This window comes from Blastococcus saxobsidens, assembly GCF_010682065.1.
Taxonomy (GTDB): Bacteria; Actinomycetota; Actinomycetes; order Mycobacteriales; family Geodermatophilaceae; genus Blastococcus; species Blastococcus saxobsidens_B.
In genome coordinates this window covers 1-25,541 of the sequence record NZ_JAAGWG010000018.1, presented here as the reverse complement: position 1 = coordinate 25,541, position 25,541 = coordinate 1, and the positions used below count along the sequence as shown (strand labels likewise).

26 protein-coding genes and 1 pseudogene are annotated in these 25,541 nt (G+C 75.5%); 9 read left to right on the top strand and 18 right to left on the bottom strand.

Features of this window, described 5'->3' with window-relative positions; all coding sequences use genetic code 11:
* Position 1 precedes the first annotated feature (1 nt).
* On the top strand, positions 2-538 hold the full coding sequence (locus GCU60_RS12870; RefSeq protein WP_163205819.1) for a Clp protease N-terminal domain-containing protein: 537 nt from the start codon (positions 2-4) through the stop codon (positions 536-538).
* On the opposite strand, the gene GCU60_RS12865 is transcribed toward GCU60_RS12870, so the two are convergent.
* The 4 genes from GCU60_RS12865 to lepA form a co-directional block, all read right to left on the bottom strand.
* A complete protein-coding gene (locus tag GCU60_RS12865; protein ID WP_345770573.1) occupies positions 498-2,189 on the bottom strand; it encodes an MFS transporter in 1,692 nt (563 codons plus the stop codon). The genes GCU60_RS12870 and GCU60_RS12865 overlap by 41 nt on opposite strands.
* Before the next feature lie 34 nt (positions 2,190-2,223).
* Entirely contained in the window at positions 2,224-2,925 is a 702-nt protein-coding gene (locus GCU60_RS12860; RefSeq protein ID WP_163205816.1) for an LppX_LprAFG lipoprotein, read from the bottom strand.
* Between the two features lie 68 nt (positions 2,926-2,993).
* Positions 2,994-3,650, bottom strand: a complete 657-nt coding sequence (locus tag GCU60_RS12855; protein WP_163205814.1) for an MOSC domain-containing protein — start codon at positions 3,648-3,650, stop codon at positions 2,994-2,996.
* The gene (gene lepA, locus GCU60_RS12850) at positions 3,647-5,494 is read right to left on the bottom strand and encodes a translation elongation factor 4 (protein ID WP_163205812.1); all 1,848 of its coding nucleotides are present in this window, start codon (positions 5,492-5,494) and stop codon (positions 3,647-3,649) included. The genes GCU60_RS12855 and lepA overlap by 4 nt, the downstream gene beginning before the upstream one ends.
* Positions 5,495-5,603: 109 nt before the next feature.
* Between lepA and GCU60_RS12845 the strand changes: the two genes are divergently transcribed.
* Both GCU60_RS12845 and rpsT read left to right on the top strand, forming a co-directional pair.
* A complete protein-coding gene (locus GCU60_RS12845) occupies positions 5,604-7,238 on the top strand; it encodes a hypothetical protein (protein ID WP_163205810.1) in 1,635 nt (544 codons plus the stop codon).
* Between the two features lie 136 nt (positions 7,239-7,374).
* Complete coding sequence (rpsT, locus tag GCU60_RS12840; protein WP_163205808.1) at positions 7,375-7,635, top strand: 30S ribosomal protein S20; 261 nt, start codon at positions 7,375-7,377, stop codon at positions 7,633-7,635.
* Positions 7,636-7,770: 135 nt separating this feature from the next.
* On the opposite strand, the gene holA is transcribed toward rpsT, so the two are convergent.
* From holA to GCU60_RS12795, 10 genes and pseudogenes are all read right to left on the bottom strand, one after another.
* Entirely contained in the window at positions 7,771-8,769 is a 999-nt protein-coding gene (gene holA, locus GCU60_RS20360) for a DNA polymerase III subunit delta (RefSeq protein ID WP_345770572.1), read from the bottom strand.
* A gap of 337 nt (positions 8,770-9,106) precedes the next feature.
* Positions 9,107-11,161: pseudogene (locus GCU60_RS20355) on the bottom strand (ComEC/Rec2 family competence protein); the annotation flags it as partial.
* Positions 11,162-11,214: 53 nt separating this feature from the next.
* On the bottom strand, positions 11,215-12,081 hold the full coding sequence (locus GCU60_RS12830; protein WP_345770571.1) for a ComEA family DNA-binding protein: 867 nt from the start codon (positions 12,079-12,081) through the stop codon (positions 11,215-11,217).
* 139 nt (positions 12,082-12,220) lie between these two features.
* Positions 12,221-13,090 (bottom strand): DegV family protein, encoded by an 870-nt coding sequence (locus GCU60_RS12825; protein WP_163205804.1) that lies wholly within the window; start codon positions 13,088-13,090, stop codon positions 12,221-12,223.
* A 67-nt stretch (positions 13,091-13,157) separates the two neighbouring features.
* Entirely contained in the window at positions 13,158-13,910 is a 753-nt protein-coding gene (locus GCU60_RS12820; protein WP_163205802.1) for a histidine phosphatase family protein, read from the bottom strand.
* Positions 13,907-14,329, bottom strand: a complete 423-nt coding sequence (gene rsfS, locus GCU60_RS12815; RefSeq protein ID WP_163205800.1) for a ribosome silencing factor — start codon at positions 14,327-14,329, stop codon at positions 13,907-13,909. Before rsfS ends, GCU60_RS12820 begins: the two co-directional genes overlap by 4 nt.
* A complete protein-coding gene (gene nadD, locus GCU60_RS12810; protein ID WP_345770570.1) occupies positions 14,326-15,066 on the bottom strand; it encodes a nicotinate-nucleotide adenylyltransferase in 741 nt (246 codons plus the stop codon). The genes rsfS and nadD overlap by 4 nt, the downstream gene beginning before the upstream one ends.
* A 352-nt stretch (positions 15,067-15,418) precedes the next feature.
* A complete protein-coding gene (locus tag GCU60_RS12805) occupies positions 15,419-16,831 on the bottom strand; it encodes a vWA domain-containing protein (RefSeq protein ID WP_163205795.1) in 1,413 nt (470 codons plus the stop codon).
* Positions 16,831-17,712 (bottom strand): AAA family ATPase, encoded by an 882-nt coding sequence (locus tag GCU60_RS12800; protein ID WP_163205793.1) that lies wholly within the window; start codon positions 17,710-17,712, stop codon positions 16,831-16,833. The genes GCU60_RS12805 and GCU60_RS12800 overlap by 1 nt, the downstream gene beginning before the upstream one ends.
* Before the next feature lie 36 nt (positions 17,713-17,748).
* Positions 17,749-19,002 carry a glutamate-5-semialdehyde dehydrogenase gene (locus GCU60_RS12795; RefSeq protein ID WP_345770569.1) on the bottom strand — a complete coding sequence of 418 codons (1,254 nt, stop codon included), beginning with the start codon at positions 19,000-19,002 and terminating at the stop codon, positions 17,749-17,751.
* Between the two features lie 89 nt (positions 19,003-19,091).
* Here GCU60_RS12795 and GCU60_RS12790 point away from each other — a divergent pair, with 89 nt between their 5' ends.
* The 4 genes from GCU60_RS12790 to GCU60_RS12775 are packed head-to-tail and all read left to right on the top strand — an operon-like array spanning position 19,092 to position 22,309.
* A complete protein-coding gene (locus tag GCU60_RS12790; RefSeq protein WP_163205791.1) occupies positions 19,092-20,063 on the top strand; it encodes a metal ABC transporter substrate-binding protein in 972 nt (323 codons plus the stop codon).
* Positions 20,060-20,869: a metal ABC transporter ATP-binding protein gene (locus GCU60_RS12785; protein ID WP_163205789.1), complete on the top strand. Its 810-nt coding sequence runs from the start codon at positions 20,060-20,062 to the stop codon at positions 20,867-20,869. Before GCU60_RS12790 ends, GCU60_RS12785 begins: the two co-directional genes overlap by 4 nt.
* Position 20,870: 1 nt before the next feature.
* Complete coding sequence (locus GCU60_RS12780) at positions 20,871-21,899, top strand: iron chelate uptake ABC transporter family permease subunit (RefSeq protein WP_163205787.1); 1,029 nt, start codon at positions 20,871-20,873, stop codon at positions 21,897-21,899.
* On the top strand, positions 21,896-22,309 hold the full coding sequence (locus tag GCU60_RS12775) for a Fur family transcriptional regulator (RefSeq protein ID WP_163205785.1): 414 nt from the start codon (positions 21,896-21,898) through the stop codon (positions 22,307-22,309). Before GCU60_RS12780 ends, GCU60_RS12775 begins: the two co-directional genes overlap by 4 nt.
* Here GCU60_RS12775 and GCU60_RS12770 read toward each other — a convergent pair.
* Positions 22,300-22,758, bottom strand: coding sequence for a MarR family winged helix-turn-helix transcriptional regulator (locus tag GCU60_RS12770; protein WP_345770568.1), 459 nt, complete (start codon positions 22,756-22,758; stop codon positions 22,300-22,302). The two genes, GCU60_RS12775 and GCU60_RS12770, sit on opposite strands and share 10 nt — an antisense overlap.
* 72 nt (positions 22,759-22,830) lie before the next feature.
* On the opposite strand from GCU60_RS12770, the gene GCU60_RS12765 reads away from it, so the two are divergent.
* Positions 22,831-23,475 (top strand): maleylpyruvate isomerase family mycothiol-dependent enzyme, encoded by a 645-nt coding sequence (locus tag GCU60_RS12765; protein ID WP_163205783.1) that lies wholly within the window; start codon positions 22,831-22,833, stop codon positions 23,473-23,475.
* Between the two features lie 10 nt (positions 23,476-23,485).
* The gene (locus tag GCU60_RS12760; RefSeq protein WP_163205781.1) at positions 23,486-23,791 is read left to right on the top strand and encodes a hypothetical protein; all 306 of its coding nucleotides are present in this window, start codon (positions 23,486-23,488) and stop codon (positions 23,789-23,791) included.
* Positions 23,792-23,800: 9 nt separating this feature from the next.
* Here GCU60_RS12760 and GCU60_RS12755 read toward each other — a convergent pair whose 3' ends face one another.
* The 3 genes from GCU60_RS12755 to GCU60_RS12745 all read right to left on the bottom strand — a co-directional run.
* On the bottom strand, positions 23,801-24,583 hold the full coding sequence (locus GCU60_RS12755) for an isocitrate lyase/phosphoenolpyruvate mutase family protein (RefSeq protein WP_163205779.1): 783 nt from the start codon (positions 24,581-24,583) through the stop codon (positions 23,801-23,803).
* 19 nt (positions 24,584-24,602) lie between these two features.
* Complete coding sequence (gene def, locus GCU60_RS12750) at positions 24,603-25,085, bottom strand: peptide deformylase (protein WP_163205777.1); 483 nt, start codon at positions 25,083-25,085, stop codon at positions 24,603-24,605.
* Positions 25,086-25,097: 12 nt separating this feature from the next.
* A partial coding sequence (locus GCU60_RS12745) for a WHG domain-containing protein (protein WP_163205775.1) occupies positions 25,098-25,541 on the bottom strand: 444 nt, incomplete at its 5' end.

The window sequence follows — 25,541 nt, the reverse complement described above, 5'->3', positions numbered from 1 at the left end:
CATGTTCGAGCGGTTCACCCCCGAGGCGCGGGCGGTCGTCGTCGGCGCCCAGCAGGAGGCCCGGACCCTGCACTCCCCCCGGATCGGCACCGAGCACCTGCTGCTGGCGCTCCTGCGGCGGTCCACGCCGTCCGCGGTCGTGCTCGCGCGGCACGGCCTGGCGGCCGACGAGGTGGCCGCCGACGTCGTCCGGCTGACCGGCAGCGACGACCTGGACGCCGACGCGCTCACCAGCGTGGGCATCGACCTCGACGCGGTCCGCAGCAGCGTCGAGGCCACCTTCGGCCCCGGCGCGCTCGACGGTCCCGGGCGCAGCTCCGGGGGCAGCGGGCACATCCCGTTCACCCCGCGGGCGAAGAAGGTGCTCGAGCTCTCCCTCCGCGAGGCGCTGGCGATGAAGTCGCGGAGCATCGCCGACGGTCACATCGCGCTCGGCCTGATCCGCGAGGGCGAGGGCCTGGCGATGAAGATCCTGCACGACCGCGGCCTCGACCCGGTCAGCCTCCGGCAGGACCTCGGACTGGTCCTGAACTCCTGAGCAGCACCAGCGCCGCGACGGCGGCCAGGCCCGCGGCGATCGCGGCGCCGGCGAACACCGTGTGCAGCTGGGTGAGCAGCGCCGCCTCGGTGGCCGCGTCGTAGGCGGCGCAGTCGGCGGGGGTGGTCGGGCAGAGCTCCATCGGCGTCCCGATCGCCGCCACCTCCGCGGTGAACCGGCGCAGCGCGACGGCGGTGAGCAGGGACAGCCCGGCCAGCATGCCGACGGTCCGGGCGACGACGGCGAGCGCGCCGGCGCTGCCGTGCACCTCGGGCCGGGTGACGGCCAGGAGCACGGCGTTGACCGGCGGGATCGCCAGCCCGAACCCGAGCCCCGCGGCCAGCAGGACGACGGTCGACGGCCAGCCGTCCAGCGATCGCTCGTCCCAGCTGGTCATCGCCACGAACGCGACCGCGGCCAGCGCCATGCCGACGGCGGCGACGAGGCGCGGCGGGACCACCCGGCAGAGCCACCCGCCGGCCACCGCACCCACCGGAACGGCGACCAGCAGCCGCAGCAGCACGAGCGCCGCCCCGAGCTGGTCCCCCGGCGCCGTGGTGGCGCGGGCGAAGAGCGGGATGTCGACCAGCGCCGCCACCAGGGCGACACCGACCAGCAGGTTCACCAGCAGCGCACCCCACGCGCCGACGGGACGCATCGCGGCCAGCGGCAGCACCGGGTTCGCCGTCCGCCGCTCGTGCAGCACGAACAGCAGCGCGGTGACGCCGGCCAGCGGCAGCAGCAGCCGGCCGTGCGCCACCACCTGCGTGGCCGGGTCGGCGGCGGCGAAGGCCCAGACCAGGGAGCCCAGCGCGACCACGGCGAGCGCCGACCCGAGCACGTCGACCTCGCGGGCGAGCGCGCCGAGCCCGCGCAGCGGCAGCAGCGCCCCCGCCGGGGTGGCCAGGCTGCGCGCTCCGAGCGCGGCCGCCGCCAGCACGGCGACCAGCGCCAGCGGCGTGGTCCACGGCCACGCCTCGACCACCGGGACGTAGAGCAGGCCGAGGGTCACGTCCTCGGCCAGCGCCGCCGGCTCGGCCAGCTGGAGGGCCAGGGCCAGGGCCGCGAGCGACGCCAGCGCGAGGCCCACGCCGTCGGGCCGCCGCGACCGGGCCGCCGCGGCGATGCCGGCCGCCAGCCCGAGACCGAGAAGCAGGTTGAGCCAGAAGATCGCCCGCCAGTCGGCCGCGGCGAGCACCGCGGCACCGGCCAGCGGACCCAGCACCGCGCCGGCCTCCTGCACGGCCCCGACGACGCCGAGCGGCACCGACCGCCGCTCGGGCGGCCAGCGGTCGGCCACCAGGGCGAGGGTGGCGGGCACCAGCCCGCCGGCGCCGATGCCCTGCAGGCCGCGCCCGGCGACGGCGAGACCGAGCGAGTCGGCCGAGGCGGTGAGCAGCGAGCCGAGCGCGAACAGCAGGAGGCAACCCACGAGCACCGGCGTGCGGCCGCGCAGGTCGGCGAGCCGGCCCAGCAGCGGCAGGGTGGCGGTGTAGCCGAGCAGGAAACCGCCGACGATCGGTGTCGCCCGCTGGAGGTCGTCCAGACCGACCCCGACGCCGGTGAGGATGTCGGGCAGCGCCAGGACGACGACGTAGGTGTCGGCCGCGGTGACCAGCACGGCGAGGGTGGCGAGGGCGACCGCCGCCACCCCGGGGACCGGGGTGCGGCCGGGGGTCGCCGGATCAGCCCGTGGGAGGTGCGGTGATCTCGACATCGGCCCCGAAGTCGCTGAGCTCGAGGGTGTAGGTCGCTTCCTCGCCGGCGGCGAAGAACGGTCCGGTCAGCTCGGCGCGGCGCAGCTCACCGCTCTCGGTGGCGACGGAGAAGCGCGCCTGCACCGGCTCGGACGGGTCCTTGCTGGTGAGCACCTGCTCCACCAGCTCGCCGGGGAGCTCCGCCGTCACCTCGCGGACCACCTCGCCGTCCACCCGGCGCTCCTCCCCCAGCTCGGCCGACTGCGCCTCGGCGAGGAGCTGGGAGATGCCGGTCTCCGGGTCGAGCAGCGCGCCGGGGTCGCCGATGCCGAACTGGGCCGGCTCGATCACGCTGAACCCGGCGGCGAACGGCAGCTCGGCGTAGACGGTCCCGTCGACGGAGACGACCTGCAGGTCGACGGTGGAGCCGAGGGCGACCACCTTCAGCGTCCCCTGGAACGACGCCGGGCGGGCGATGTCCCCCTCCCCGCCGACCAGGGCGGTGCCCGACGACGGCGCCCCCTCGCTGTCCAGGACGAAGTGCGCGCTGGACGTCTCGTCGAGGTGCTGCTTGGCGCGACCGAGCAGGTCCCCCGCCGACTCCTCCGGTTCGTCGCTCCCGCCGCAGCCGACCAGGACCGGACCGGCCAGCAGGGCCAGTGAGATCAGCACGATTCCCGACCGGCGCACGGACATGGCCACCTCTCCCCGCGACCGGTCGACCCGGCCGTCGCGGCGGACACTAGCGCGCTGCGCTGCTAGAGGACGGGAGTGATCCGCCGGGCGATCCTCGCCGCCACCTTGGCGCGGTCCCGCTCGGGCAGATGGGGCAGCGCCGGGTCCAGCTCGGGGATGCGGTACTTCTGCGTGGTGAAGGCCCTGAACGCCAGCCCGATGGTCACGTCGTGCTCGGGGCGCTCGACGATCTCCACGGCGTCGCCCGCGCCGAGCTCACCGGTCTCCAGGACGCGCAGGTAGGCCCCGCTGGCACCGCGCGCGGTGAACCGCTTGACCAGCTGCGGCACGTCCCAGAACCGGGCGAAGTTGGCGCACGGGATGCGCGGGGCCGTCACCTCGAGCAGCGCCGTCCCGACCCGCCACCGCTCCCCCAGCACCGCCCCGGTGAGGTCGAGCCCCGTCGTCCGGAGGTTCTCGCCGAACCGGCCCGGCGGCAGCTCGCGGCCGAGCTCGGCCACCCACCAGTCGGCGTCCTCCTGGGCGTAGGCGTAGACCTGCTGCCCGTCGCCGCCGTGGTACTTGCGGTTGACCTGGACGTCGCCGTCCAGCCCGTGCTCCCCGACGGCGACCCGGCCCTCGACCGGCCGCTTGTCGATGCCGGTGCGGACGGGCTTGCGGCCCTCGACGGCGGGCAGGTCCGTCCCCGAGACGCAGACGGCGGTGAGCCGCCCGATCACTTGGGCTTGGAGGCGGTCGACTCGTTGGTGGAGAGCGCGGCGACGAACGCCTCCTGGGGGACCTCGACGCGGCCGACCATCTTCATCCGCTTCTTGCCCTCCTTCTGCTTCTCCAGCAGCTTCCGCTTGCGGGTGATGTCACCGCCGTAGCACTTGGCGAGGACGTCCTTGCGGATGGCGCGGACGGTCTCGCGGGCGATGACCCGGGACCCGACGGCGGCCTGGATGGGCACCTCGAACTGCTGGCGCGGGATCAGCTCGCGCAGCTTGCCGGCCATCATCACGCCGTAGCTGTACGCCTTGTCCTTGTGCACGATCGCGCTGAACGCGTCGACGGCCTCGCCCTGCAGCAGGATGTCCACCTTGACCAGCGCGGACTCCTGCTCGCCGGCCTCCTGGTAGTCCAGGCTGGCGTAGCCGCGGGTCTTGGACTTCAGCGCGTCGAAGAAGTCGAAGATGATCTCGCCCAGCGGCAGCGTGTAGCGCAGCTCGACCCGGGACTCGCTCAGGTAGTCCATCCCGCCGAGCTGGCCCCGGCGGCTCTGGCAGAGCTCCATGATCGCGCCGGTGTAGTCGCTGGGCGCGATGATCGTCGCGTTGACGATCGGCTCGAAGACCTTGTCGATCTTGCCCTCGGGCCAGTCGCTCGGGTTGGTCACCGTCAGCTCCGAGCGGTCCTCCATGACCACCCGGTAGACGACGTTGGGGGCGGTGGAGATGAGGCTGATGCCCGCCTCGCGCTCCAGCCGCTCCCGGACGATCTCCAGGTGCAGCAGGCCGAGGAAGCCGACGCGGAAGCCGAAGCCCAGCGCGGCCGACGTCTCCGGCTCGTAGACCAGGGCGGCGTCGTTGAGCAGCAGCTTGTCCAGCGCCTCGCGCAGCAGCGGGTAGTCGCTGCCGTCGATCGGGTAGAGGCCGGAGTAGACCATCGGCTTGGGGTCGCGGTACCCGCCGATGGACTCGGTCGCCGGCTTGTGCTGGAGCGTGACGGTGTCACCGACGCGGGACTGGCGGACGTCCTTCACCCCGGTGATGAAGTAGCCGACCTCGCCGACGCCCAGGGAGTCCACCGGCTTGGGCTCGGGCGAGATGACGCCGATCTCCAGCAGCTCGTGCGTGGCGCCGGTGGACATCATCTTGATCTTCTCGCGGGCGGAGATCCGGCCGTCGACCACGCGCACGTAGGTGATGACGCCGCGGTAGATGTCGTAGACGGAGTCGAAGATCATCGCGCGCGCCGGACCCTCGGCGACGCCGGTCGGGGCCGGGATGTCGGTGACGATGCGGTCGAGCAGCTCCGGGACGCCGACACCCGTCTTGCCGCTGACCCGGAGCACGTCGTCGGGGTCGCAGCCGATGATGTGCGCGATCTCCGCGGCGTACTTCTCCGGCTGGGCGGCCGGCAGGTCGATCTTGTTCAGCACCGGGATGATCGTGAGGTCGTTCTCCAGCGCCAGGTACAGGTTCGCCAGCGTCTGGGCCTCGATCCCCTGCGCGGCGTCGACCAGCAGCACCGCGCCCTCGCAGGCGGCCAGCGACCGGGACACCTCGTAGGTGAAGTCGACGTGACCCGGGGTGTCGATCATGTCCAGCACGAACTCGGTGCTGGTGTCGGCGCCGCTGCGCGGGGTCCACGGCAGCCGGACGTTCTGCGCCTTGATGGTGATGCCGCGCTCGCGCTCGATGTCCATGCGGTCGAGGTACTGGGCGCGCATGTTGCGGCCCTCGACGATTCCGGTCACTTCGAGCATCCGGTCGGCCAGCGTCGACTTGCCGTGGTCGATGTGGGCGATGATGCAGAAGTTCCGGATGCGGGCCGGATCGGTGGCAGCAGGAGTCGTCACAGTGCCGCCATCGTCCCACGTCCCCGGCAGGTCGGACGGCGCGACCCGGCGGGCGGGACCGGCGCGGACGCGGAGTTCCGGGGACGCCGGTCCGGGGCAGGACCAGCGCGTGCTCCGGACAGCCACGCCGCAGCCGGCGATGCCGGCCTCCCCGACGACGTCGTTCCGGCGCGCCGCGGGCCTCCTGTCGACCTCCCCCGTCGGCGTCGCGGCGGCCTGCGCGCTGGTCCTGGCGCTGCTCGTGGAGGCCGCGCCCGTGGTCGGCGGCGACCTCGTCGCGCAGGAGTGGTGGGCGTCGTGGGCGACGACGAACCGGGCACCGGTGGACCTGGGTTGGTACGGCGGGGTGACGGTCGCCTCCTACAGCCTGCTCAGCCCCTGGGCCGGTGGGCTGCTCGGGCTCCCGCTGGTCGGCATCCTGGGCACGGTCCTGGGCGCCGCCGCCACCACGGCGCTGCTCGGCCGGCTCCACCCCTCACCCGCGCGCTGGACCGCCGCGGGGGTGACCGCCGCGGCCACCTTCGCGGCCAACGAGTGGAGCGGGCGCACCACCTTCGGGCTGGGTGCGGCGCTGGGGTGCCTGGCGCTCCTGGCGGCGACCCGCCCGGGTCGTCGGGGACGGCTCGCCGGGGCGGTGCTGGCCGCGCTCGCCGGGGCCACGAGCCCGGTGGCGGCCGCCTTCCTGGTGCTGGCCGCCGCGGCGTGGTGGATCGGGGCGCAGCCGGGGATGCGGCTGTCGGCGGTGACCCTCCGACCTGTGGCGCCCTGGTGGATCGCCGGCGGGGCCCTGCTGTCGGTGGCCCTCGCCAGGCTCCTCGGCGCGGTGAGCGGGCCGCAGCCGACCAGCGCCCACCAGATGCTGGCGGCGGTGGCGGCGGCCGGCCTCACCGCGGCGCTGCTGCCCTCTTGCCACCGGGCCCTGCGCGCCGGCGCGGTGTTCACCGCCGTGCTGCTGCTGGCGACCTGGCTGGTCAGCAGCCCGGTCGGCTCGACGTCGACCCGCCTGGTCCTGCTCTTCGCCGTCCCGGTGCTGGTCGCCGCGGCGCGCACCCGGCCGGCGGTCACCTTCCTCGCCGCGGTGGCCGTGGTGTGGCTGCTCCCGCCCGTCGTGGTCCGGGACCTCATGCCGCGGGAGCCGGGGCCGCCCGCCCCGCAGGCCGAGTCGCTGCTGGCCGAGCTGCGGGAGCGCGGACCCGTGGGGCGCATCGAGGTGGTGCCCCTGAACAGCCACGAGGAGAGCATGTCGGTGGCGCAGGGCGTGCCGCTGGCGCGCGGCTGGCTGCGGCAGCTGGACACCGTCCACGCGGGGCTGTTCTACGACGGCACCCTCGACGCCGGCACGTACCTGGACTGGCTCCGGGACGCCGGGGTCTCCTTCGTGGTGCTCCCCAGCGGCCCGCTGGACTGGCCGACGGGAGGCGAGGCCCGGCTGCTGCGCGAGGGTGTGCCGGGACTGCGGGAGGTGTGGTCGGACCGGTCGTGGCGGTTGTTCGAGGTGTCCGGCGGCGGGATCCTCCGGGGGAACGCCACGCTGGTCTCCAGCGACCGGTCCCGGCTGGTGGTCGACGTGCGCGCCGCGGGGCAGGTGGAGGTCGCGCTGCGCTGGTCGCAGTGGTCCTCGGTCGCCGGCCCGGGCGGGTGCGTTCGCCCCGGTGACCGGGACGGCTGGACGACGCTGACCGCGGAGCGCCCGGGCCGGTACGTGCTCACCAGCTCGTGGCTGCCCGGCGGGCGGTGCGACTGAGCGCGGCGACCGGCCGGGTTGGGAACCGGCCCGATGCGCTGGTATCTTGGCAGACCGGTCCTGGCGCGCGGTCGTGCACTGCCCCTGGACGCACTGTCAGAAGTACTCCCTCCTGCGAGACACCCGAGGCTCACGCGTGGCGAACATCAAGTCCCAGATGAAGCGGATCAAGACCAACGAGAAGGCGCGTCAGCGCAACGTCGCGGTCAAGTCCGCCCTGAAGACGGCCGTCCGGCGCGTCCGCACCGCCGCCGAGTCCGGCGACGCCGCTGCCGCCGGTGCCGCCTTCGAGGTCGCTGCCAAGCAGCTCGACAAGGCCGCCAGCAAGGGCGTCATCCACAAGAACCAGGCCGCCAACCGCAAGTCGGGGCTGGCCAAGCAGGTCGCCGGCCTCTGAGCCGGCGCCGCGCCTCGCGCGCAGCGAACGAGCCCTCGTCCCCTCGGGACGGGGGCTCGTCGCATGTCCGGGCCCGTCGGGCCCTGCACGGCCGGTCCGGCCTGGTGGGGCTCGGTCGGCCGGATCGGGCCCGGGTCAGCGACGGGCCGGCCGACCCCTGCCGGTCTCGGTGCGGATGGTGACGATCCGCCGGATCGCCCGTTCGAGGGCGTAGTCGGCGCTGGCCGCGGCGCCCTTCACGTCGGCATTGAGGTCGGCGGCCACCCCCAGGGCCAGCTGCAGCCCCTCGATGCTCCAGCCGCGCGCCTGGGCCTGCGCCTTCTTGACCTTCCAGGGCGGCATCTTCAGCGTGCGGGCGAGCTCGCCGGGGTTGGTGGAGCTGAGCGAGGCGACCCGGGCCGCGGTACGCACACCGTCGGCGATCGCATCGGCGATGAGCACGTGGGCGACCCCCCGGTCCAGCGCCCACCGCAGCATCTCGATGGAGCCGGCACGGTCCCCGGTCAGCACCCGCTCCGCGACGGTGAAGCCGGTGACCTCGGCCTGGCCCCGGTGGAAGCGGGCGACGTCGTCGGCGTCGATGCTGCCGCCGAAGTCCGACAGCAGCTGGCTCACCGCCGCCGAGAGCGCGCGCAGGTCCGCACCGATGGCATCGACGAGCGCGGTGACCGCGTCGGGGGTGATCCGCCCGCCGAAGATGCGCACCTCGTTGCGCACGAAGGCGATCCGGTCGCCGACCGAGCTGACCTTCGGGCACTCGTCCACCGCCGCGCCGGCGGACCGGAAGGCCTTCACCAGCGCCTCGTTGCGCTTGCCGCCGTTGTGCACGACGACCAACGTCAGCTCGGGGTCCGGGTCCTTGGCGTAGGACGTCAGGGACTCCGTCAGCGCGCCGGCCGCCTCCTGGACCCCGGTGACGACGACGAGGCGGTGCCCGCCGAACAGCGACGGGGCCAGCACGTCGGCCAGCTGCCCGATCGGCAGGCCCGCGGCGGCCAGCTCGTGCTCCTCCACGTCGGGGTGGCGGCCGAGCACCGCGGCGCGGACCGCACCGACGGCCCGCGAGCGCAGCAGCTCCTCCTCGCCCATCACCACCCGCAACCGGGACGTGGGCTCCACCGCTGACGCTGGCACGTCTGCATGGTGTCACGGGGCACCGACGACCCCGGCCGGCCGGGCGCGTCCCGGCCGGAGGCCCGGCGGCCGCCGGAACCGGCTCCTCCCCCGCCGCCGACGCGTTCCCGCCGGCGCCCTGACCCCGCTCGACGATCCCCCAGTCCCCCGCCTCCCCCACCACCGCCAGATCACCGCCCAGATCGGTGCGGTGGACGCGCATCCCGGCGTCGGCCAGCCAGCCGAGCAGCCGGGGCGCCGGATGGCCGTAGGTGTTGTCGGCGCTCACGGAGATCAGCGCCACCGCGGCCCCCGTCGCCGCGAGGAACCCGGGGTCGGCATCGCCGCTGCCGTGGTGCGGCACCTTGAGCACGTCGGCCCGCAGATCGGTGCCCTCGCGCACCAGCCGCTCCTCGGCGTCGGCGCCCAGGTCACCGGTGAGCAAGAGGCGGAGTCCCCGGACCGTGACCCGGACGACCAGCGACAGGTCGTTGGCCGCCGATTCCGGGGCCGCGGCGGCCCGCCGGGGACTGGGCGCGAGCACCTCCAGGACCGCTCCTCCGGCCTGCCGGCGGTCCCCGGGCACCAGGACGGTGCGCGTCGCCCCGGTGCGGCGCAGGAGGGCATCGAGCGCCTCCGCCCGGTCGTCGGCCGGTGAGAGCGTGCCGGTGGCCACCACGCCCACGGCGCGCCCGGCCAGCGCACTGGACAGGCCCCCCACGTGGTCGGCGTCGAGGTGCGAGAGGAGGACCAGCGGGAGCCGGTGGATGCCGAGCCGGTCCAGGCACCGGTCGACCGGGCCCACCTCCGGGCCGGCGTCCACGAGCACGCCGGCACCGTCCCCGAGCAGGAGGACCAGGGCGTCGCCCTGCCCGACGTCGCAGGCGACCAGCCTCGCCTCGTCCGGGGGCCATCCGTCCAGCGGCTGGCGCAGCGGCCAGCCGATGACCACGAGCGCGGTGAGGGCGGCGAGGGCGAGCGGGCGCAGCGGGGCGAACCGCCACAGCGCCCAGCCGGCGGCGCCGAGGAGCAGGCCCAGCACCACCGCGCCGACCGTCCCGGCCGGCCAGCCGGTGACGGCGTCGGGCAGCGCGGCTGCGCGTTCGGCCACGAACACCACCCAGCGCACCGGCCAGCCGGCGGCCGAGACCAGCAGCTCACCCAGCGCCGGGGCGGCGACCCCGACCAGCGCGGCCACCAGACCCAGCACGGTCGCCGGCGCGACGGCCGGCGCGGCCAGCAGGTTCGCCGGCAGCGACACCAGGCTGACCGTGCCGGACAGCCCCGCGACGAGCGGTGCCGTCGCCAGCCCGGCCGCCGCGCTCACCGCCACCGCATCGGCCGGCCACTGCGGCCATCCGCGGCTGCGCAGCCGGCGAGACCAGCCGGGCGCGAGCAGCACGATGGCCGCGGTCGCGGTGACCGACAGGGCGAAGCCGGGATCGCGGGCCAGCGCGGGATCGGCCAGCAGCAGCACGACCACGGCCGCACCCAGCGCGGGCAGCGCCGAGCGTGCGCGCCCCGAGGCGAGCGCCAGCAGGGTCACCGCACCCATCGCCGCCGCCCGGACCACGCTGGCGCTCGGGCCGGCGAGCAGGACGAAGCCGGCCAGCCCGAGGACGCCGACGAAGGCCTGGACCCGGCGGTCCACCGCGCGCCGCCGCAGCGGCCAGAGCACCCCGGCGATCACGATCGCGACGTTCGCCCCGGAGACGGCGGTGAGGTGCGAGAGCCCGGCCAGCCGGAACTCCTCGTCGAGCACCGGGTCCATCGCGCGGGTGTCCCCGACGACCAGTCCCGGCAGCAGGCCCGCCGGGCGCGGGGCCAGGACGCGCGCCGCCGCACCCGCCAGGGACTCCCGGACCACGGACGCCGCTCGCTGGGCCGCGCCCGGCTCGCCCAGCGGCTGCGGCGGCCCGCGCGCGGAGAGGACCGCGGTCACGACGTCGGGAGGCTCGGCCGGCGCCAGCCCGGCCCGGCAGCGCACGCGCTGCCCGGGGAGCAGGGTCTCCCAGCCCTCGGCGGGTGCGAAGACCACCACCCCGGCGTCGAGTCGGTGCCGGCGTCCACCGATGTCCACCTCGTCGACGTCGGCGTCGAGGACGACACGGGGCGGCCCTGTGCCGCGGAGCCGGTGCGGTGCCCCGGTCACCGTGAGGGTCACCTCCACCGTCGCCCGGTTCACGGCGGGCTCCCGCAGGGGCGATCCCTCCCGCGCGCCGCTGCGGACGGCCGCGGTGCCGGCGGCGACCACCACCGCCGCGAGGATCCCGACCGCCACGGTCACCCCCCGCCGGCCCGGGCGGCGCGCCGTCCCCACCGCCAGCAGCAGGGCGCTCGCGGCCGCTGCGCCCAGGGCGACCGCCGGGACGTACGGCGCGAGGAGCGTGACCGCCCAGACCGTCCCGGCCACCGGCCAGAGGCGCAGGTCCACCCACCGCCACCGGGCGTCGCGCCCGGCGGGCGTCACACCGTCACCAGGTCGGCCAGTTCAGCCGCGATCGCCGGTCCGATGCCCGGCACGTCGTCCAGCTCCTCGACGCTGCGGAAGGGCCCGTGCCGGGCGCGGTGTTCCACGATCCGCTGGGCGAGGACCGGGCCGATGCCGGGCAGCGCGTCGAGGTCGGCGACCCCGGCCGCGTTGAGGTCGACCGGTCCGCCCGCGGCGGCCGGACCGCCGCCGGCCGGCGCGCCGCTCCCCGCGGACCCAGGGGCACCGGGCACGCCGACCGCGATCTGCTGCCCGTCGCTCAGCGGTGCAGCCAGGTTCACCGACGCCGGGTCGGCACCGGGCAGCAGCCCACCTGCCGCCTCGACGGCATCGGCCACCCGCGCTCCGGCGCCCAGCGTGACCAGCCCGGGGCGCGCCACCTGCCCGACCACGGACACGACCACGGTGGTCGTGCTCTCCGCCGCCTCCCCGACGGTCGGCGAGGCGGGGCCGGGTGCGGGGGCGGAGGGCGCCGCCTCGGGTGCCGGGGCCGGCTCGACGGTCGGGCGGTCCAGCCAGGTCCAGCCGAGCAGCAGTGCGACGGCCAGGACGGCGGTCATCCAGAGCGCCCGTGCACCCGGTCGACCCGTGTCCCACCGCACGGCCGTACCGGGCGCGCGGTGGCGGCCGAGGCCCGGTGGCAGAGCTCCGTCCGGCTCCGGGCCGTCTGCCCCCGGGGCGTCCGTCAGGCCGGCGACGGGCACCTCCTCCGGTTCGGTCCGGGGAGTCGGTTCCGCCTCGGGCACCCAGCCGCCGGGGGTCGCGGTGTGCTCCGCCAGCAGGGCCCGCAGCCTGGCGCGGATGAGGTCGGCGTCATCGCCACGGCGGGAAGAGAGGCGCACCCGGCCGACGCTAGGAACAGCGACCCGGTCGCGAGGCCGGTCCGGCCAGGCTGTGGACGGTTCCGGCCGCTGTGGACGGCCGAGGGCCCCTGGGGGCATCCCGGTGCAGGCTGGGCAGGTGCGGGAGGCAGAGCGGGGCTCAGGTCCCCTGGTCGGCGTCGTCCTCCGGCAGGCAGACGACCACGCCCACCGCGCCGGGTCCCACGTGCGCGCCGATGGCCGCGCCCAGCTCGCTCACGTGCAGCTCGCGGATCGACGGCACCCGCGCGCGCAGCTCGGTCATGAGCCGCTCGGCCCGCTCCGGAGCCGCCAGGTGGTGGACGGCCAGCGAGACCTGCCGCTGCCCCGCGTGGTCGACCACGTGCTGGACCAGCCGGGAGAGCGCCCGGCCCGACGTGCGCACCTTCTCCAGCGGCACCACCCGGCCGGCCTCGACGTGCAGCACCGGCTTGACCGCCAGCGCCGAACCGAGGATCGCCGCGGCCGAGCCGATCCGGCCACCCCGACGCAGGTGCTCCAGGGTGTCCACGACGAACAGGGTGCGGGTGCGGTCGACGGCCGCGCGGGCGATCCGGTCGACCGTGGTCAGGTCGGCGCCGCCGGCCGCCGCCCGGGCCGCCTCGAGCACGGCGAAGCCGGTGCCCATGGCGGCGGAGCGGGAGTCGACGACCGACACGATGTGCTCACCCACCTGGGAGGCCGCGACTCGGGCCGCGTCCCAGGTGCCCGACAGCTCCGAGGACAGGTGGATGGAGACCAGCCGGTCGGCGCCGGCGGCGAGCGCCGCCCGGTAGGCGGCGACGAAGTCCCCCGGCGTGGGGCGCGAGGTCGAGACCCGCTGCCCACGGGTGGAGAGGGCCTTGGCCACGTCGGCGGAGGTGATGTCCTCCCCCTCCCGGCCGGAGCGACCGGAGAGGACCACGTACAGGGGGACCACGTGGATGCCGTACTCGTCCACCGTGGAACGGGGCAGGTATGCCGTCGAATCGGTGAGGACGGCGACGGGCACGCGGCGAAGGCTAACCGGCACGGGGCGCGGCGTCGGCCCCGGTGCCGCCGGAGCGGCCGCGGGCGGCTCAGCCGACGGCGTCGGCGTCCTGGGCGGGATCGGGTCCGGGCTGTGCGCCGGTGCCGGGGAGGACCGCGGTCCCGGAGTCCTCCCGCCCGCGCGGCGCCCGGCCGGGGAAGCCCTCGGGCACCGGCCCGGCGGAGGTGTTGTGCCGCAACAGCCGCCACCGGCCGCTCTGGCGGGCCAGCTCGCTCCAGGCGCAGTTGCCCAGCGGGCCGAACACCCGGCGGTGGTCGGACCCGAGCTCCAGCAGCCGCTCGATCAGCCGGCCGCTGGTCCCGCCGTGGGTGACGACGACGGCCACCTGCACCGGCGGCAGCTCCTGCAGGGCGCCCAGCACCCGCTCGGCGACGGCGGCCGTCTCCTCGCCACCGCGTCCCCGCACGGTTCCCCCGGCGAGCCAGTCGGCGTACTGGTCGGGGTAGCGGTCGGCCACCTCGTTCCGCGTCAGGCCCTCCCAGGAGCCCATGCCGTGCTCGCGCAGACGCGGGTCCAGCTGCAGGGGAACCCCCAGCAGGCCGGTGAGCTCACGTGCGGTGTCCGCCGCGCGCACCAGGTCGCTCGACACCACGACGGCCTCCTGCCCGGCGAGACCCGCGAGCAGGTGCGGCGCGGCATGCGCGGCCTGGGCCCGGCCGACGTCGTCCAGGGGCGGGTCGAGCTGGCCCTGGAACCGGCCCGCTGCGTTCCACTCGGTCCGTCCGTGCCGCCAGACGACCAGACGGCCCACCGGCAGCTCGGGCAGACCAGGAGCGGTCACTGGCCGGCCGTCTCCACGACCGACGGGGTGCCGGCGTCCCCGGCCGGCTGTGCCGGCGCGGCGGAGTCGACGAAGGGGATGATCGGGCAGTCCTTCCAGAGCCGCTCGAGGGCGTAGTAGGCCCGCTCCTCGGCGTGCTGCACGTGCACCACGACGTCGACGAAGTCCAGGAGCACCCAGCGCGCCTCGGCGACGCCCTCCCGGCGCACCGGCTTGACGCCGTGCTCGCGCAGGCGCTCCTCCACCTCGTCGACGATGGCCTGCACCTGCCGCTCGTTCGGAGCAGAGGCGAGCACGAACGCGTCGGTGATCGCGAGCCGCTCGCTGACGTCGACGATCGAGACGTCGGTGGCCAGCTTGTCCGCAGCCGCCTGGGCGGCGACGAGCGCGGTCTCCCGCGCTTCGGCCGAGGCGGTCATCGGGGTACCTCCTGGAGGTGAGAAGTGTCTGAGGGATCAGCGCCGGCGCCGTCGGAGGTGTTCCCCGGCGTCTCGGGCGGTGGACGGTCGTAGGTCGGGCGGTCGCCGGAGGGGCGGCCGTCCGGGGCGGCGGGGAGGGTCCGGCCGGGCGGCCGGCGGTAGAGGCCCCGCTTCTCGATGTACTGGACGACGCCGTCGGGCACGAGGTACCAGACCGGCATCCCCCGGTCCACGCGCTCCCGGCAGTCGCTGGAGCTGATCGCCAGCGCCGGGATCTCGACCAGGCTGACCCCGCCCTCGGGAAGGTGGGCCCCGGCCAGGGTGTAGCCGGGGCGGGTCACACCGATGAAGTGGGCCAGCTCGAAGCACCGGGCCCCGTCGCGCCACGTCATGATCTGGGCCAGCGCGTCGGCGCCGGTGATGAAGAACAGCTCGTCGTCGGGACGCTGCGCGTGCAGATCGGTCAGGGTGTCGAACGTGTAGGTGGGACCGCCCCGGTCGATGTCGACCCGGCTCACGGAGAACCGCGGGTTCGACGCGGTCGCGATGACCGTCATGAGGTAGCGGTCCTCCGCCGGGCTGACCGATCGGTCGCTCTTCTGCCACGGCTCCCCGGTCGGCACGAACACGACCTCGTCGAGCCCGAAGAGCCCGGCGACCTCGCTGGCGGCCACCAGGTGACCGTGGTGGATGGGATCGAACGTCCCACCCATCACCCCGACTCGTCGCCCCGCCACCGGTCGAGCGTATCCGGGGGTACCGGGGCCGGCCCCGTGAGGACCGGCCCCGCCCCGCGGAACCACCCGCCCGGCCCGGAGGCCGGGCCGGGTGGACCCGCCGCGACCGGCTCCCCCGTGCAGCCGGTCGCCGTCCATCCGCGACGCTGCGGCGGCGGGTGTCGACGAGTCGGCGAGTCGATCCGTCGATCTGTCGACACCGCGTTGACAACGCGGCAGGGCGGCATTCGGTTACGGCCCGGTCTCGCGGGGGCCCGCCCTCGCGAGCCCTCCCCGGACCGCTTCGCGCCGAGGAGGAGCCGCTCGACCCGCTGACCTCGGCAATCGCCGGCGGCGTCGCGCGGCGGGACGGTCAGAGGGTCGTGACGAAGTCGGTCAGTTGCGCGGCATTGCGGCACTCGACCATGTCGATGACCTCGCCGTAGCGGTCGGCCGCGGAGTCACCGCTCCCCCACAGCCGCCGCGGCTCCGGGTTCAGCCAGTGCGCCGAGCGGGCCTTCGACACCAGCCCCGCCAGCACCGGGACGCCCGGCTGCCGGTAGTTGGTGCGGCCGTCGCCGAGCACCAGCAGCGACGTCTTCGGCCCGATCGCCGAGGCCCACCGGTCGGCGAAGACGTCGAAGGCGTTGCCGTAGTCGCTGTGCCCGTCGAAGGCGACCACCTGCGCCTCGCGGCCGATGCGGGCGATGGCGTCGGCCACGTCCGCCCCGGGCCGGAAGAAGCGGGTGACCTCGTCGGTGGAGTCGACGAAGGCGAAGGCCCGGACGCCGGTGAAGTGCTCCCGCAGGGCCTGGGTGAGCATCAGGGTGAAGTGGCTGAAGCCGGCCACCGATCCGCTGACGTCGCACAGCACCACCAGCTCGGGCTTGTGCACCTTGCGCGGTCGGTGGTGGGTCACCACCGGCACCCCGCCGGTGGCCAGCGACGCCCGGACGGTCTTGCGGAAGTCCACCCGGCCTTCCCGGCCCATCCGGCGCCGGGCCGACAGCCGGACGGCCAGCCGGCGGGCCAGCGGCGTCACGGCCCGGCGCAGCTCGGCGAGGTCGGCGGCCTGCGCGCGGAGGAAGTCCACCTGGTCGGCCAGCGGTCGGACGGCGTTCTTGACGACGCGGTCGCGCCCCTTCTCCGCGGCCGTCCGCCGGCGCACCTCGGCCTCGACCGCGGCCTTGAAGGCGGCCAGCCGGTCGCGGACGGTCTGCCGGGCCACCTGCTCGGCCAGCCCACCGCGGTCGGCATCGCCCAGGAGCCCGGCCAGCAGCTGCGCGACGAGCGTGTCCGGCGACAGCGCCCGCAGCACCCGGTAGCTGAAGTACGACTGGCCCGACGGGGTCGGCTGCCCCTGCCCCAGCTGGTCGACGGCGTCGCGCGCGAACCGGCGCAGCTCCTCGGGATCGCCGTCCTGCAGCCGCCGCAGCAGCTCGGCGCGCATCAGCTCGGCGAGCGCGGCGTCGTCCGGGACGTCGAGCGTCGAGGGGGCGCCGTCGGCCGGCTCGTCGTCGTCGGGACCGGTGGCGGGGCGGTCGCTCAGCGGCCACCACAGGTCGAAGAGGACGTCGTAGGTGGGGCGCTGGGCGGCGCGCTGCAGCAGCACCGCCGCCAGCCCGTGGCGCAGCTGCTCCCGGTCGAGCAGGTCGACCACGGTGAGGATCTCCGCGGCGTCCACCGCCTGGCTGATGCCGACCGGGATCCCGGCCTCCCGGACCGCGCGGACGAAGCCGTCGAGGTGCCCGGCCAGCCCTCCGGCCGACGTCAGCCGCTCGCCCATCAGTTCAGCCGGAGCTCGGCGGCGGCACGGGTCTGGTCGCTGGCGTGCTTGAGCACCACGCCGAGGGTCGAGCTCATCGCCTGCTCCTCGAGGGTGTCCAGGCCGAGCTCCAGCAGGGTCTGCGCCCAGTCGAGGGTCTCCGAGATCGACGGCGACTTCTTCAGCTCCAGCCCGCGCAGTGCCCGGACGGTGCGGACCAGCTGGTCGGCCAGGCCCGGGGCGAGGTCGGGCACCCGGGAGAGCACGATCTCGCGCTCCCGCTCGGCCGACGGGTAGTCCAGGGCCAGGTAGAGGCAGCGGCGCTTGAGCGCCTCGGACAGCTCCCGGGTGGCGTTGGAGGTGAGCACGACCATCGGCCGGCGGGTCGCGGTGATCGTGCCGAGCTCGGGGATGGTCACCTGGAAGTCGCTGAGCACCTCCAGCAGCAGTCCCTCCACCTCGACGTCGGCCTTGTCGGTCTCGTCGATCAGCAGGACGGTCGGCTCGGTGCGCCGGATCGCGGTCAGCAGCGGCCGGGAGAGCAGGAACTCCTCGCCGAAGATGTCGTCGTGGACGGTGTCCCAGTCCGCGCCGTCCCCGGTCTGGGAGGCCTGGATCCGCAGCAGCTGCTTCTTGTAGTTCCACTCGTAGAGCGCCCGTGCCTCGTCCAGGCCCTCGTAGCACTGCAGCCGGATCAGCTCCGACCCCGTGGCGGCGGCGAGCGCCTTGGCCAGCTCGGTCTTGCCGGTGCCGGCGGGCCCCTCGACCAGCAGCGGCTTGCCCAGCCGGTCGGCGAGGAAGACCGTCGTCGCGATCTGCGCGTCGGGCAGGTAACCCGCCGCGGACAGCCGCTTGCCGACGTCCGCTACCGAGGAGAAGTTCGGGGACTGCTGGCGGGGCATCGGGCGGGCTCCTCGGAGGGGGGGCGGTGGGGCGGGTCAGCGGGTGTGGCCGCGCCCCGTGACGACGTAGGTGGTGGAGGTGAGCTCCGGCAGGCCCAGCGGGCCACGCGCGTGCAGCTTCTGGGTGGAGATGCCGATCTCGGCGCCGAAGCCGAACTCCCCGCCGTCGGTGAACCGGGTCGAGGCGTTGACCAGGATCGCGGCGGCGTCGACGCCCGCGGTGAACTCGGCGATGGCCGAGGCGGAGTCGGCCACGATCGCCTCGGTGTGCCCGGTGCTCCACCGGGCGATGTGCTCCAGCGCCTGGGGCAGGTCGTCGACCACGCGCACGGCCATGTCCATCGACAGGTACTCGGTGGCCCAGTCCTCGTCGGTGGCCGGGACGACGCCGTCGTGGGCGGTCCGGGCGGCGTCGTCACCGTGCAGCGTCACGCCGCTGCCGGCCAGCGCCGCGAGGAGCCGCGGCAGGAAGGGCACGTCCTTGTGCACGAGCAGCGTCTCGGCGGAGTTGCAGACGCTCACCCGGTGGGTCTTGGAGTTGAGCACGACCGCCTCGGCGATGGCGGGGTCCGCGGAGGCGTCGACGTAGACGTGGCAGTTGCCCTCGCCGGTCTCGATGACCGGCACGCGGGCCTCGCGCACCACCCGCTGGATCAGCGACGCCCCGCCGCGCGGGATCACCACGTCGACGTACCCGCGGGCGTTCAGCAGCTCCCCCACCGAGGCGCGCTCGGCCGGCAGCAGCTCGACGAAGCCGGCGGGCAGGCCGGCCTTCTCCCCCGCCTCGGTGAGGACGGCGATGAGCGCGGTGTTGGTGCGGTAGGCCGACGCGGACCCCCGCAGCAGCGCGGCGTTGCCGCTCTTGAGGCACAGCCCGGCGGCGTCGACGGTCACGTTCGGGCGGGCCTCGTAGACGATGCCGACGACGCCGAGCGGCACGCGGACCTGCGTGAGCTCCAGGCCGTTGGGCAGCCGGCTGCCGCGGACGACGTCGCCCACCGGGTCCGGCAGCGCGATCAGCTGGCGCAGCGCGTCGGCGACCCCGGCCACCCGCGCGGCGTCCAGCCGGAGCCGGTCGAGCACCGACGCCGGGGTGCCGGCCTCGGCCGCGGCGTCGACGTCGACGGCGTTCGCGGCGAGGATCTCCTCGGTCCGCTCGACCAGCGCCTCGGCCATCGCGGTCAGCGCGGCGTCCTTGGTGTCCGTCGGCAGGGTGCGCAGCACCCGGGCAACCGACCGCGCGCGCAGGGCGGCGGCACCGATCAGGGGCAGCTCAGCGACCTCGGACACGCCCGCGAGGGTACGCGGGCGCACGGGGTGGACCGGGCCCACCGGCACCGGAGGACGGAGGGCGCGCCGGTCATGCGAGAATGATTCCCATGCGCACGTCCACGGCCCGCCGCGCCGGCCTCGCCGCACTGACCGCTTCCGCCCTCCTCGCCGGCGGGTGCTCGGCCGGGGGCGGGGACGCTGCCGCCGACGGCGAGGTCTCCGTGGTGGCGGGCTTCTACCCGCTGGAGTGGGCCGCCGCGCGGGTCGGCGGCGAGCGCGTCGCGGTGTCCTCGCTGACCCCCGCCGGGGCGGAGGCCCACGACCTGGAGCTCACCCCGCGCGACGTCGCCGCCGTCGGCGAGGCCGACCTGCTCGTCTACCTGGCCGGCTTCCAGCCCGCGCTGGACGAGGCCGCCGCCTCGGAGGCCGGCGAGAGCGCCTGGGACGCCGGTCAGGCCGCCGACCTCGTCGAGGGCGCCGCCCACGAGCACGAGGGCGAGGGCGAGGGCGAGGAGCACGCCGAGGAGGAGCACGAGGGCGAGGCGCACGCCGAGGACGCTGTCGACCCGCACTTCTGGCTCGACCCCACCCGGCTGGCCGCCGTCGGCGACGCCCTGGCCGACCGGCTCGCCGACCTGGACCCCGACGGCGCCGCGACCTACGAGGAGAACGCGGCGGCGCTGCGCGCCGACCTCGAGGCGCTCGACGCCGAGATCCGCTCGGGACTCGCCACCTGCGCCGTGGACACCCTCGTCACCAGCCACGACGCCTTCGGCTACCTCGCCGAGCGCTACGGTCTCGAGGTGGTCGGCATCAGCGGGCTGAGCCCCTCGCAGGAGCCGAGCCCCGCCGGCCTCGCCGAGATCGCCGACCTCGTCCAGGACCGCGGGATCACCACCGTCTACACCGAGACCCTGGTCGACCCGGCGGTCGCCGAGACGGTCGCGCAGGAGGCGGGGGTGCAGACCGCGGTGCTCGACCCGCTCGAGGGGCTGACCGACGAGTCCGCCGGCGAGGACTATCTGCAGGTGATGCGCACCAACCTGGGCACCCTGCAGGAAGGCCAGGACTGTTCATGACCGATCGCTCTCCCGACGCCGTCCGACTGCGCGACGCCAGCATCGGCTACGAGGACGTGCCGATCGTCGCGCACGTCGACCTGACCGTGCGGCACGGCGAGGCCGTCGCGGTCCTCGGGTCCAACGGGTCGGGCAAGACCACGCTGGCCCGCGGCCTGCTGGGGCTGGCCACCGTGCTCGGGGGCGACGTCGAGATCCTCGGCGCACCCGTCGGCCGGCTGCGCGACCGCGGCCGGATCGGGTACGTGCCGCAGCGGCACACGGTGAGCGGCGCGGTCCCCGCCACGGTCCGCGAGGTCGTGGCCGTGGGCCGGCTGGCCCGTCGCGGGCTCTACCGCCGGCTGGGGCCGGCCGACCGGGTGGCCGTCGGCGAGGCGGTCGCCGCGGTCGGCCTCGCCGACCGCATGGAGGAGCCCGTCGCGTCGCTCTCCGGCGGGCAGCAGCGCCGGGTGCTCGTCGCCCGGGCGCTGGCGGCCCAGCCCGAGCTGCTGATCATGGACGAGCCGACGGCCGGCGTGGACGCCGCGAGCCAGCAGGCACTGGCCGAGGTGCTCGCCCGCGTGTCGGCCGCGGGCACCACGCTGCTCGTCGTCACCCACGAGACCGGCCCGCTGGCCGAGGTCCTCACCCGGGCGGTGGTCGTCGACCAGGGGCGGATCAGCTACGACGGCCCGCTCGCCGGGGCCGCCACCACGCACGGGGACCACCACTGCGGTCCGGCCGAGGACCCGGCCCGCCCCGGCTACCGCATGGACCAGCCGAGCGTGACCGCGCGCGTGCTCCGGCCGCTCGGCGGGGGGCGCTGACGTGGAGATCCTCGAGTACGGCTTCATGCAACGCGCGCTGCTCGCCTCCCTGCTGGTGGGTCTCGTCGCGCCCGCCGTGGGCATCTTCCTGGTGCAGCGGCGGCTGTCCCTGCTCGGCGACGGCCTCGGCCACGTCGCCCTGACCGGGGTGGCCGTCGGCGTCCTGACGTCGACCGCCCCCGTGGGCGCCGCCCTGGTCGCCGCCGTCCTGGGGGCGGTGCTCATCGAGCTCATCCGGGCCCGCGGCCGCACCAGCGGCGACGTCGCCCTCGCGGTGCTCTTCTACGGGGGCATCGCCGGCGGCGTGGTCCTGCTCAGCCTCGCCCCGCGGGGGCAGGCGACCAACCTCGACGCCTACCTCTTCGGCGCCATCACGACGACGAGCTCCGGCGACCTGGTGGTCTTCGCCGCCATCGCCCTCACCGTGCTGGCCGTCGTCGGCCTCCTGGGCCAGCGGCTCTACGCGGTGAGCGACGACGAGGAGTACGCGCGGGCGGTCGGGCTCCCGGTGCTGCCGCTCAACGTCGTCCTCGCCGTCCTGGTCGCCTCGACGGTCGTGCTCTCCATGCGCGTGGTCGGCCTGCTGCTGATCAGCGCGCTGATGATCGTGCCCAGCGCGGTGGCCCAGCTCGTCGCCCGCAGCTTCCGGCAGGCGCTGTACCTCGCCTGCGGGATCGGGCTGGTCGTGAGCGTCTCCGGGACCACCGCGTCGTACTACACCGGCACGCCGTCCGGCGGGACGATCGTGCTGCTGGCCATCGCCGTGTTCCTCCTGGTCGCGGGCGCCGTCGCACTCCGCGAGGCCACCGCGCGGCGCCGGCACCGGCGCCGCGGCGAGGTGCACGCGGCCCACCCGCACGAGCACGGCCCGCGCTGCGGCCACCCGGCCGTGCCGCACGGCGACCACGTCGACTACGACCACGACGGCCACCTGCACGCGCCGCACATGACCGGCACCGGCGTCCACTACGACGAGCACGGGACGGTCACCGCTCCGACGGGTCAGGGTGCGACCGGGAGCACCCGATGAGCGTGGCGGAGCAGCCGGAGGCCGGCGCGCGGCGGCACAGCCGTCAGCGCAGCGCGGTGCTCGCGCTGCTCGACGAGCTGGACGGGTTCCGCAGCGCCCAGGACCTGCACGCGCTGCTGCGCGCCCGCGGGGACGCCGTGGGCCTGGCGACGGTCTACCGGGCCCTGCAGGCGCTGGTCGACGACGGCCTGCTCGACGTGCTGCGCGGCCAGGACGGCCAGGCCGCCTACCGGCGCTGCTCCCCCAGCCACCATCACCACCTGGTGTGCCGGTCGTGCGGCCGGACGGAGGAGGTGGCCGACCCACCGGTCGAGCGCTGGGCGGCCCGGATCGCCGCCGAGCACGGGTTCGTCGACGTCCAGCACGACGTCGAGGTCTTCGGCACCTGCGGCGCCTGCGCTCAGCGGTAGGGGTCGGTCACCTCGCGCAGCCGGGTCAGCGCCGCGCGCAGCGTCGCGGTGGCCTCCTCCCCCAGGTGGGCGGTCCACTCGGCCTCGACCTCGGCCTCCAGCCGCCGGGCGACTGCCACGGCGGCCCGGCCCCGCTCGGCCATCCGGACCAGCCGGGCACGGGCGTCGGTCGGATCGGGCACCCGCTCGACGTAGCCGCAGCGCACGAGGGAGTCCACCAGGGAGCCGGCGGTCTGCTTGGTCACCAGCGCCTGCTCGGCCAGATCGGTGAGACGGGTGCCGGCGGGCCCGATGCGTGCCGCGATCCGCCCCTGGGCCGGGGTGAGGTCGTCGAAGCCGGCGGCGGCCAGCCCGGCCAGGATCCGGGCCTCCATGGCCCGGTACGGGTAGAAGCACAGGAGGCCCAAGTTCTGGCGCTCGCTGTCGGAGGGAAGGTCGGACTCGGCCACGGAACCCCTTTGACGAACGGTCAGCTCATCTGACTAGATGGTCAGGGCATCGTACCAATCGCGGGAGTCGCCATGGACGTCGACGAGGTGTGGCGGACGATCGTCGCGGAGCGGCGGAGCCTCGCCGACCTGCTCGACGATCTCTCCCCGGAGGAGTGGGAGACGCCGTCCCTCTGCGACGCCTGGCGGGTGCGCGACGTCGCCGCGCACCTCACCCTCGCCCAGATGGGCCCGTGGCCGGCCCTGCGGGAGACCGTCCGGGCGCGGGGCAGCTTCGACCGCATGATCCGGGATTCCGCGTTGCGCGTCGGCCCGCTACCGCCCGCCGAGTACGGCCGGCGGATCCGGGCGATGGTCGGCTCCCGGCGCCGCGCACCCTTGATCAGCCCGCTGGAGCCGCTGACCGACGTCCTCGTGCACGGTCAGGACGTCGCGGTGCCGCTAGGACGGGACCGGCCGGTGCCCCCGGCGGCCGCAGCCGCCTCGGCGACCCGGGTCTGGCAGCTGCCCTTCCCCTTCCACGCCCGGCGGAGGTTGGCCGGCCTGCGCCTCCGGGCCACCGACAGCGACCTCGACCTGGGGGACGGCGCCGCCGTCGAGGGGACCACCGGCGACCTGCTCCTGCTGCTGACCGGCCGCACCGCCGCCCTCGGCCGGCTATCCGGCCCGGGCGTGCAGCATCTTCCGGCGGCAGACGGCCGTCGCGAGTCCCGATGAGGAGGACGCCATGACATGGGGCGTGACCATGGACGTGCCCGAGCCGGTGGAGCTCTACGACTCCGTGCACCGGGCCCTGCTGGAACGGACCGACGGCGTCGTCGACGGCCTGCTCGTGCACCTCGCCCGGCAGACCGGGGACGGCTTCCAGGTGGTCGAGGTGTGGGAGTCGCGCGAGGACTTCGAGCGCTACAGCGCGGAGATCGTCGGACCGGTCGCCACCGAGGTGCTGCACGGGCGGCCACGCCGGCCCACGGTGGTCACCCCGTTCGCCGTCCGCGGCCTGGTCCTCCCCCGCGCCGGCATCGCCGTCTGACCCACCTGCTCAGGTCAGCGTCCGGGTGCCGGGCGGCAGCACGCCACCGCCGACCATGTCGACGACGGCGTCCTGCAGGGCGGTGAGAGCGACCCGCTGGGTGTACGGGCCGGTGGAGACGCGGGCGACGCCGAGCTCCTGCAGCTCGCGGGCCGGCAGCGAGGCACCCGGCACGCTGATCAGCGTGAGCCGGTTGCGGCCGAGGCCCTCGACCACCGTCTCGATCTCCTCGCGGGCCACCAGCCCGGGCACGAACACCACCGGGGCACCGACCTCGAGGAACGCCCGGCCGCGGCGGACCGCCTCGGCGAGCAGCTCTGCCCTGTCGGCGCCGGCCCCGGCCCGCAGGAGGGCGTCGGTGCGCGCGTTGAGGACGAAGTCGATGCCGGCGTCGCGCCCCGCGCGCAGCACCGCCTCGACGGCGGCGACCGCCTCGTCCAGCGGCTTCATCTGGTCCTCGAGGTTGCCGCCGACGGCCCCCGCGGCGATGGCCCGGCGGGTCGTCCCGCCGGGATCGCCGTAGCCGGCCTCCAGGTCCATGCTCACCGGCAGCTCCACGGCGGCGGCGATCCGCCCGACCATGTCCAGGTGGAGGTCCAGCGGGATGTTCTCGCCGTCCTCGTAGCCGAAGGTCGCCGCGATGCCGTGGCTGGCGGTGGCCAGGGCCCGCACGCCGTCGGTACCGGCCACCACCCGGGCCGAGGCGACGTCCCACACGTTGGTGAGGACCAGGATCTCCGGGGCGGCGTGCAGGTCGAGGAGGGCGCGGGCGCGCGTCACGAGGTCGGTCACGACGGCGACCGTAGCCAGGTCAGCGGTCGCGGAGCGCGCGCAGGGCGCTCTTGCGCGCCTCGCCGGTGAGCCGGTCGAGGAAGAGCTTCCCGTCGAGGTGGTCGACCTCGTGCTGCAGGCACCGGGCCATCAGGCCGCTGCCCTCCAGCCGCAGCGGCTTCCCGTGCACGTCGAACCCCTCCACGACGGCGTGCATGGCGCGCACGGTGGGCGCCCAGATGCCGGGCACCGACAGGCAGCCCTCGTCGCCGTCCTGCGTCTCCTCCGACAGCTCGACGATGCGCGGGTTCACCATGTGCCCGATGACACCGTCGATGTTGTAGCTGAACGCGCGCAGGCCCACCCCGATCTGGGTGGCGGCCAGCCCGGCCCGGCCGGGGTGGTCGACGGTCTCGAGAAGGTCGCGGACGAGCGCGGCGAGCTCCCGGTCGAACGAGCGCACCGCGTCGGCGGGGGTGCGGAGGACGGGGTCACCGACTTCGCGGATGGGGCGGATCGTCACCCCGGCAGTCTCTCAGCCCCCGCTCGAGGGCACGCTCGCCCCTGCCGAGGGGGCCGCTCCCCACCCCCGCCGCACCGACGTGCGGCAGCGCCGGAGGTCGTCGCCGGCGCCCACGCAGCCGGCCACGGTGAGCTCCGGACCGTGCTGGGCCAGCGCCTGCGCCGGGAGCACGTCGGTCAGCACCAGCAGGACCAGCCCGTGGCCCGCCGCCCAGATCCGCGTCGCCACGGCCACGGGGTCGGCGTCGTCGGAGAACCGCCCGGCCGCCCGCGCACGCCCGGCCGCCTCGACCAGCCGGCCGAACGTCGCGTCCGCGGCTGCCGGGTCCTCGAGGTCGGCCGCCGCGTCGAACATCGCCCGGTACAGGAAGGGATCGGCCTGCGCGGCCGCGACGTACGCCGCCCCGAGGGCGGCGAGGTCGCGCACGGGGTCGTCGGTGGCCGGCACGTCGGCCAG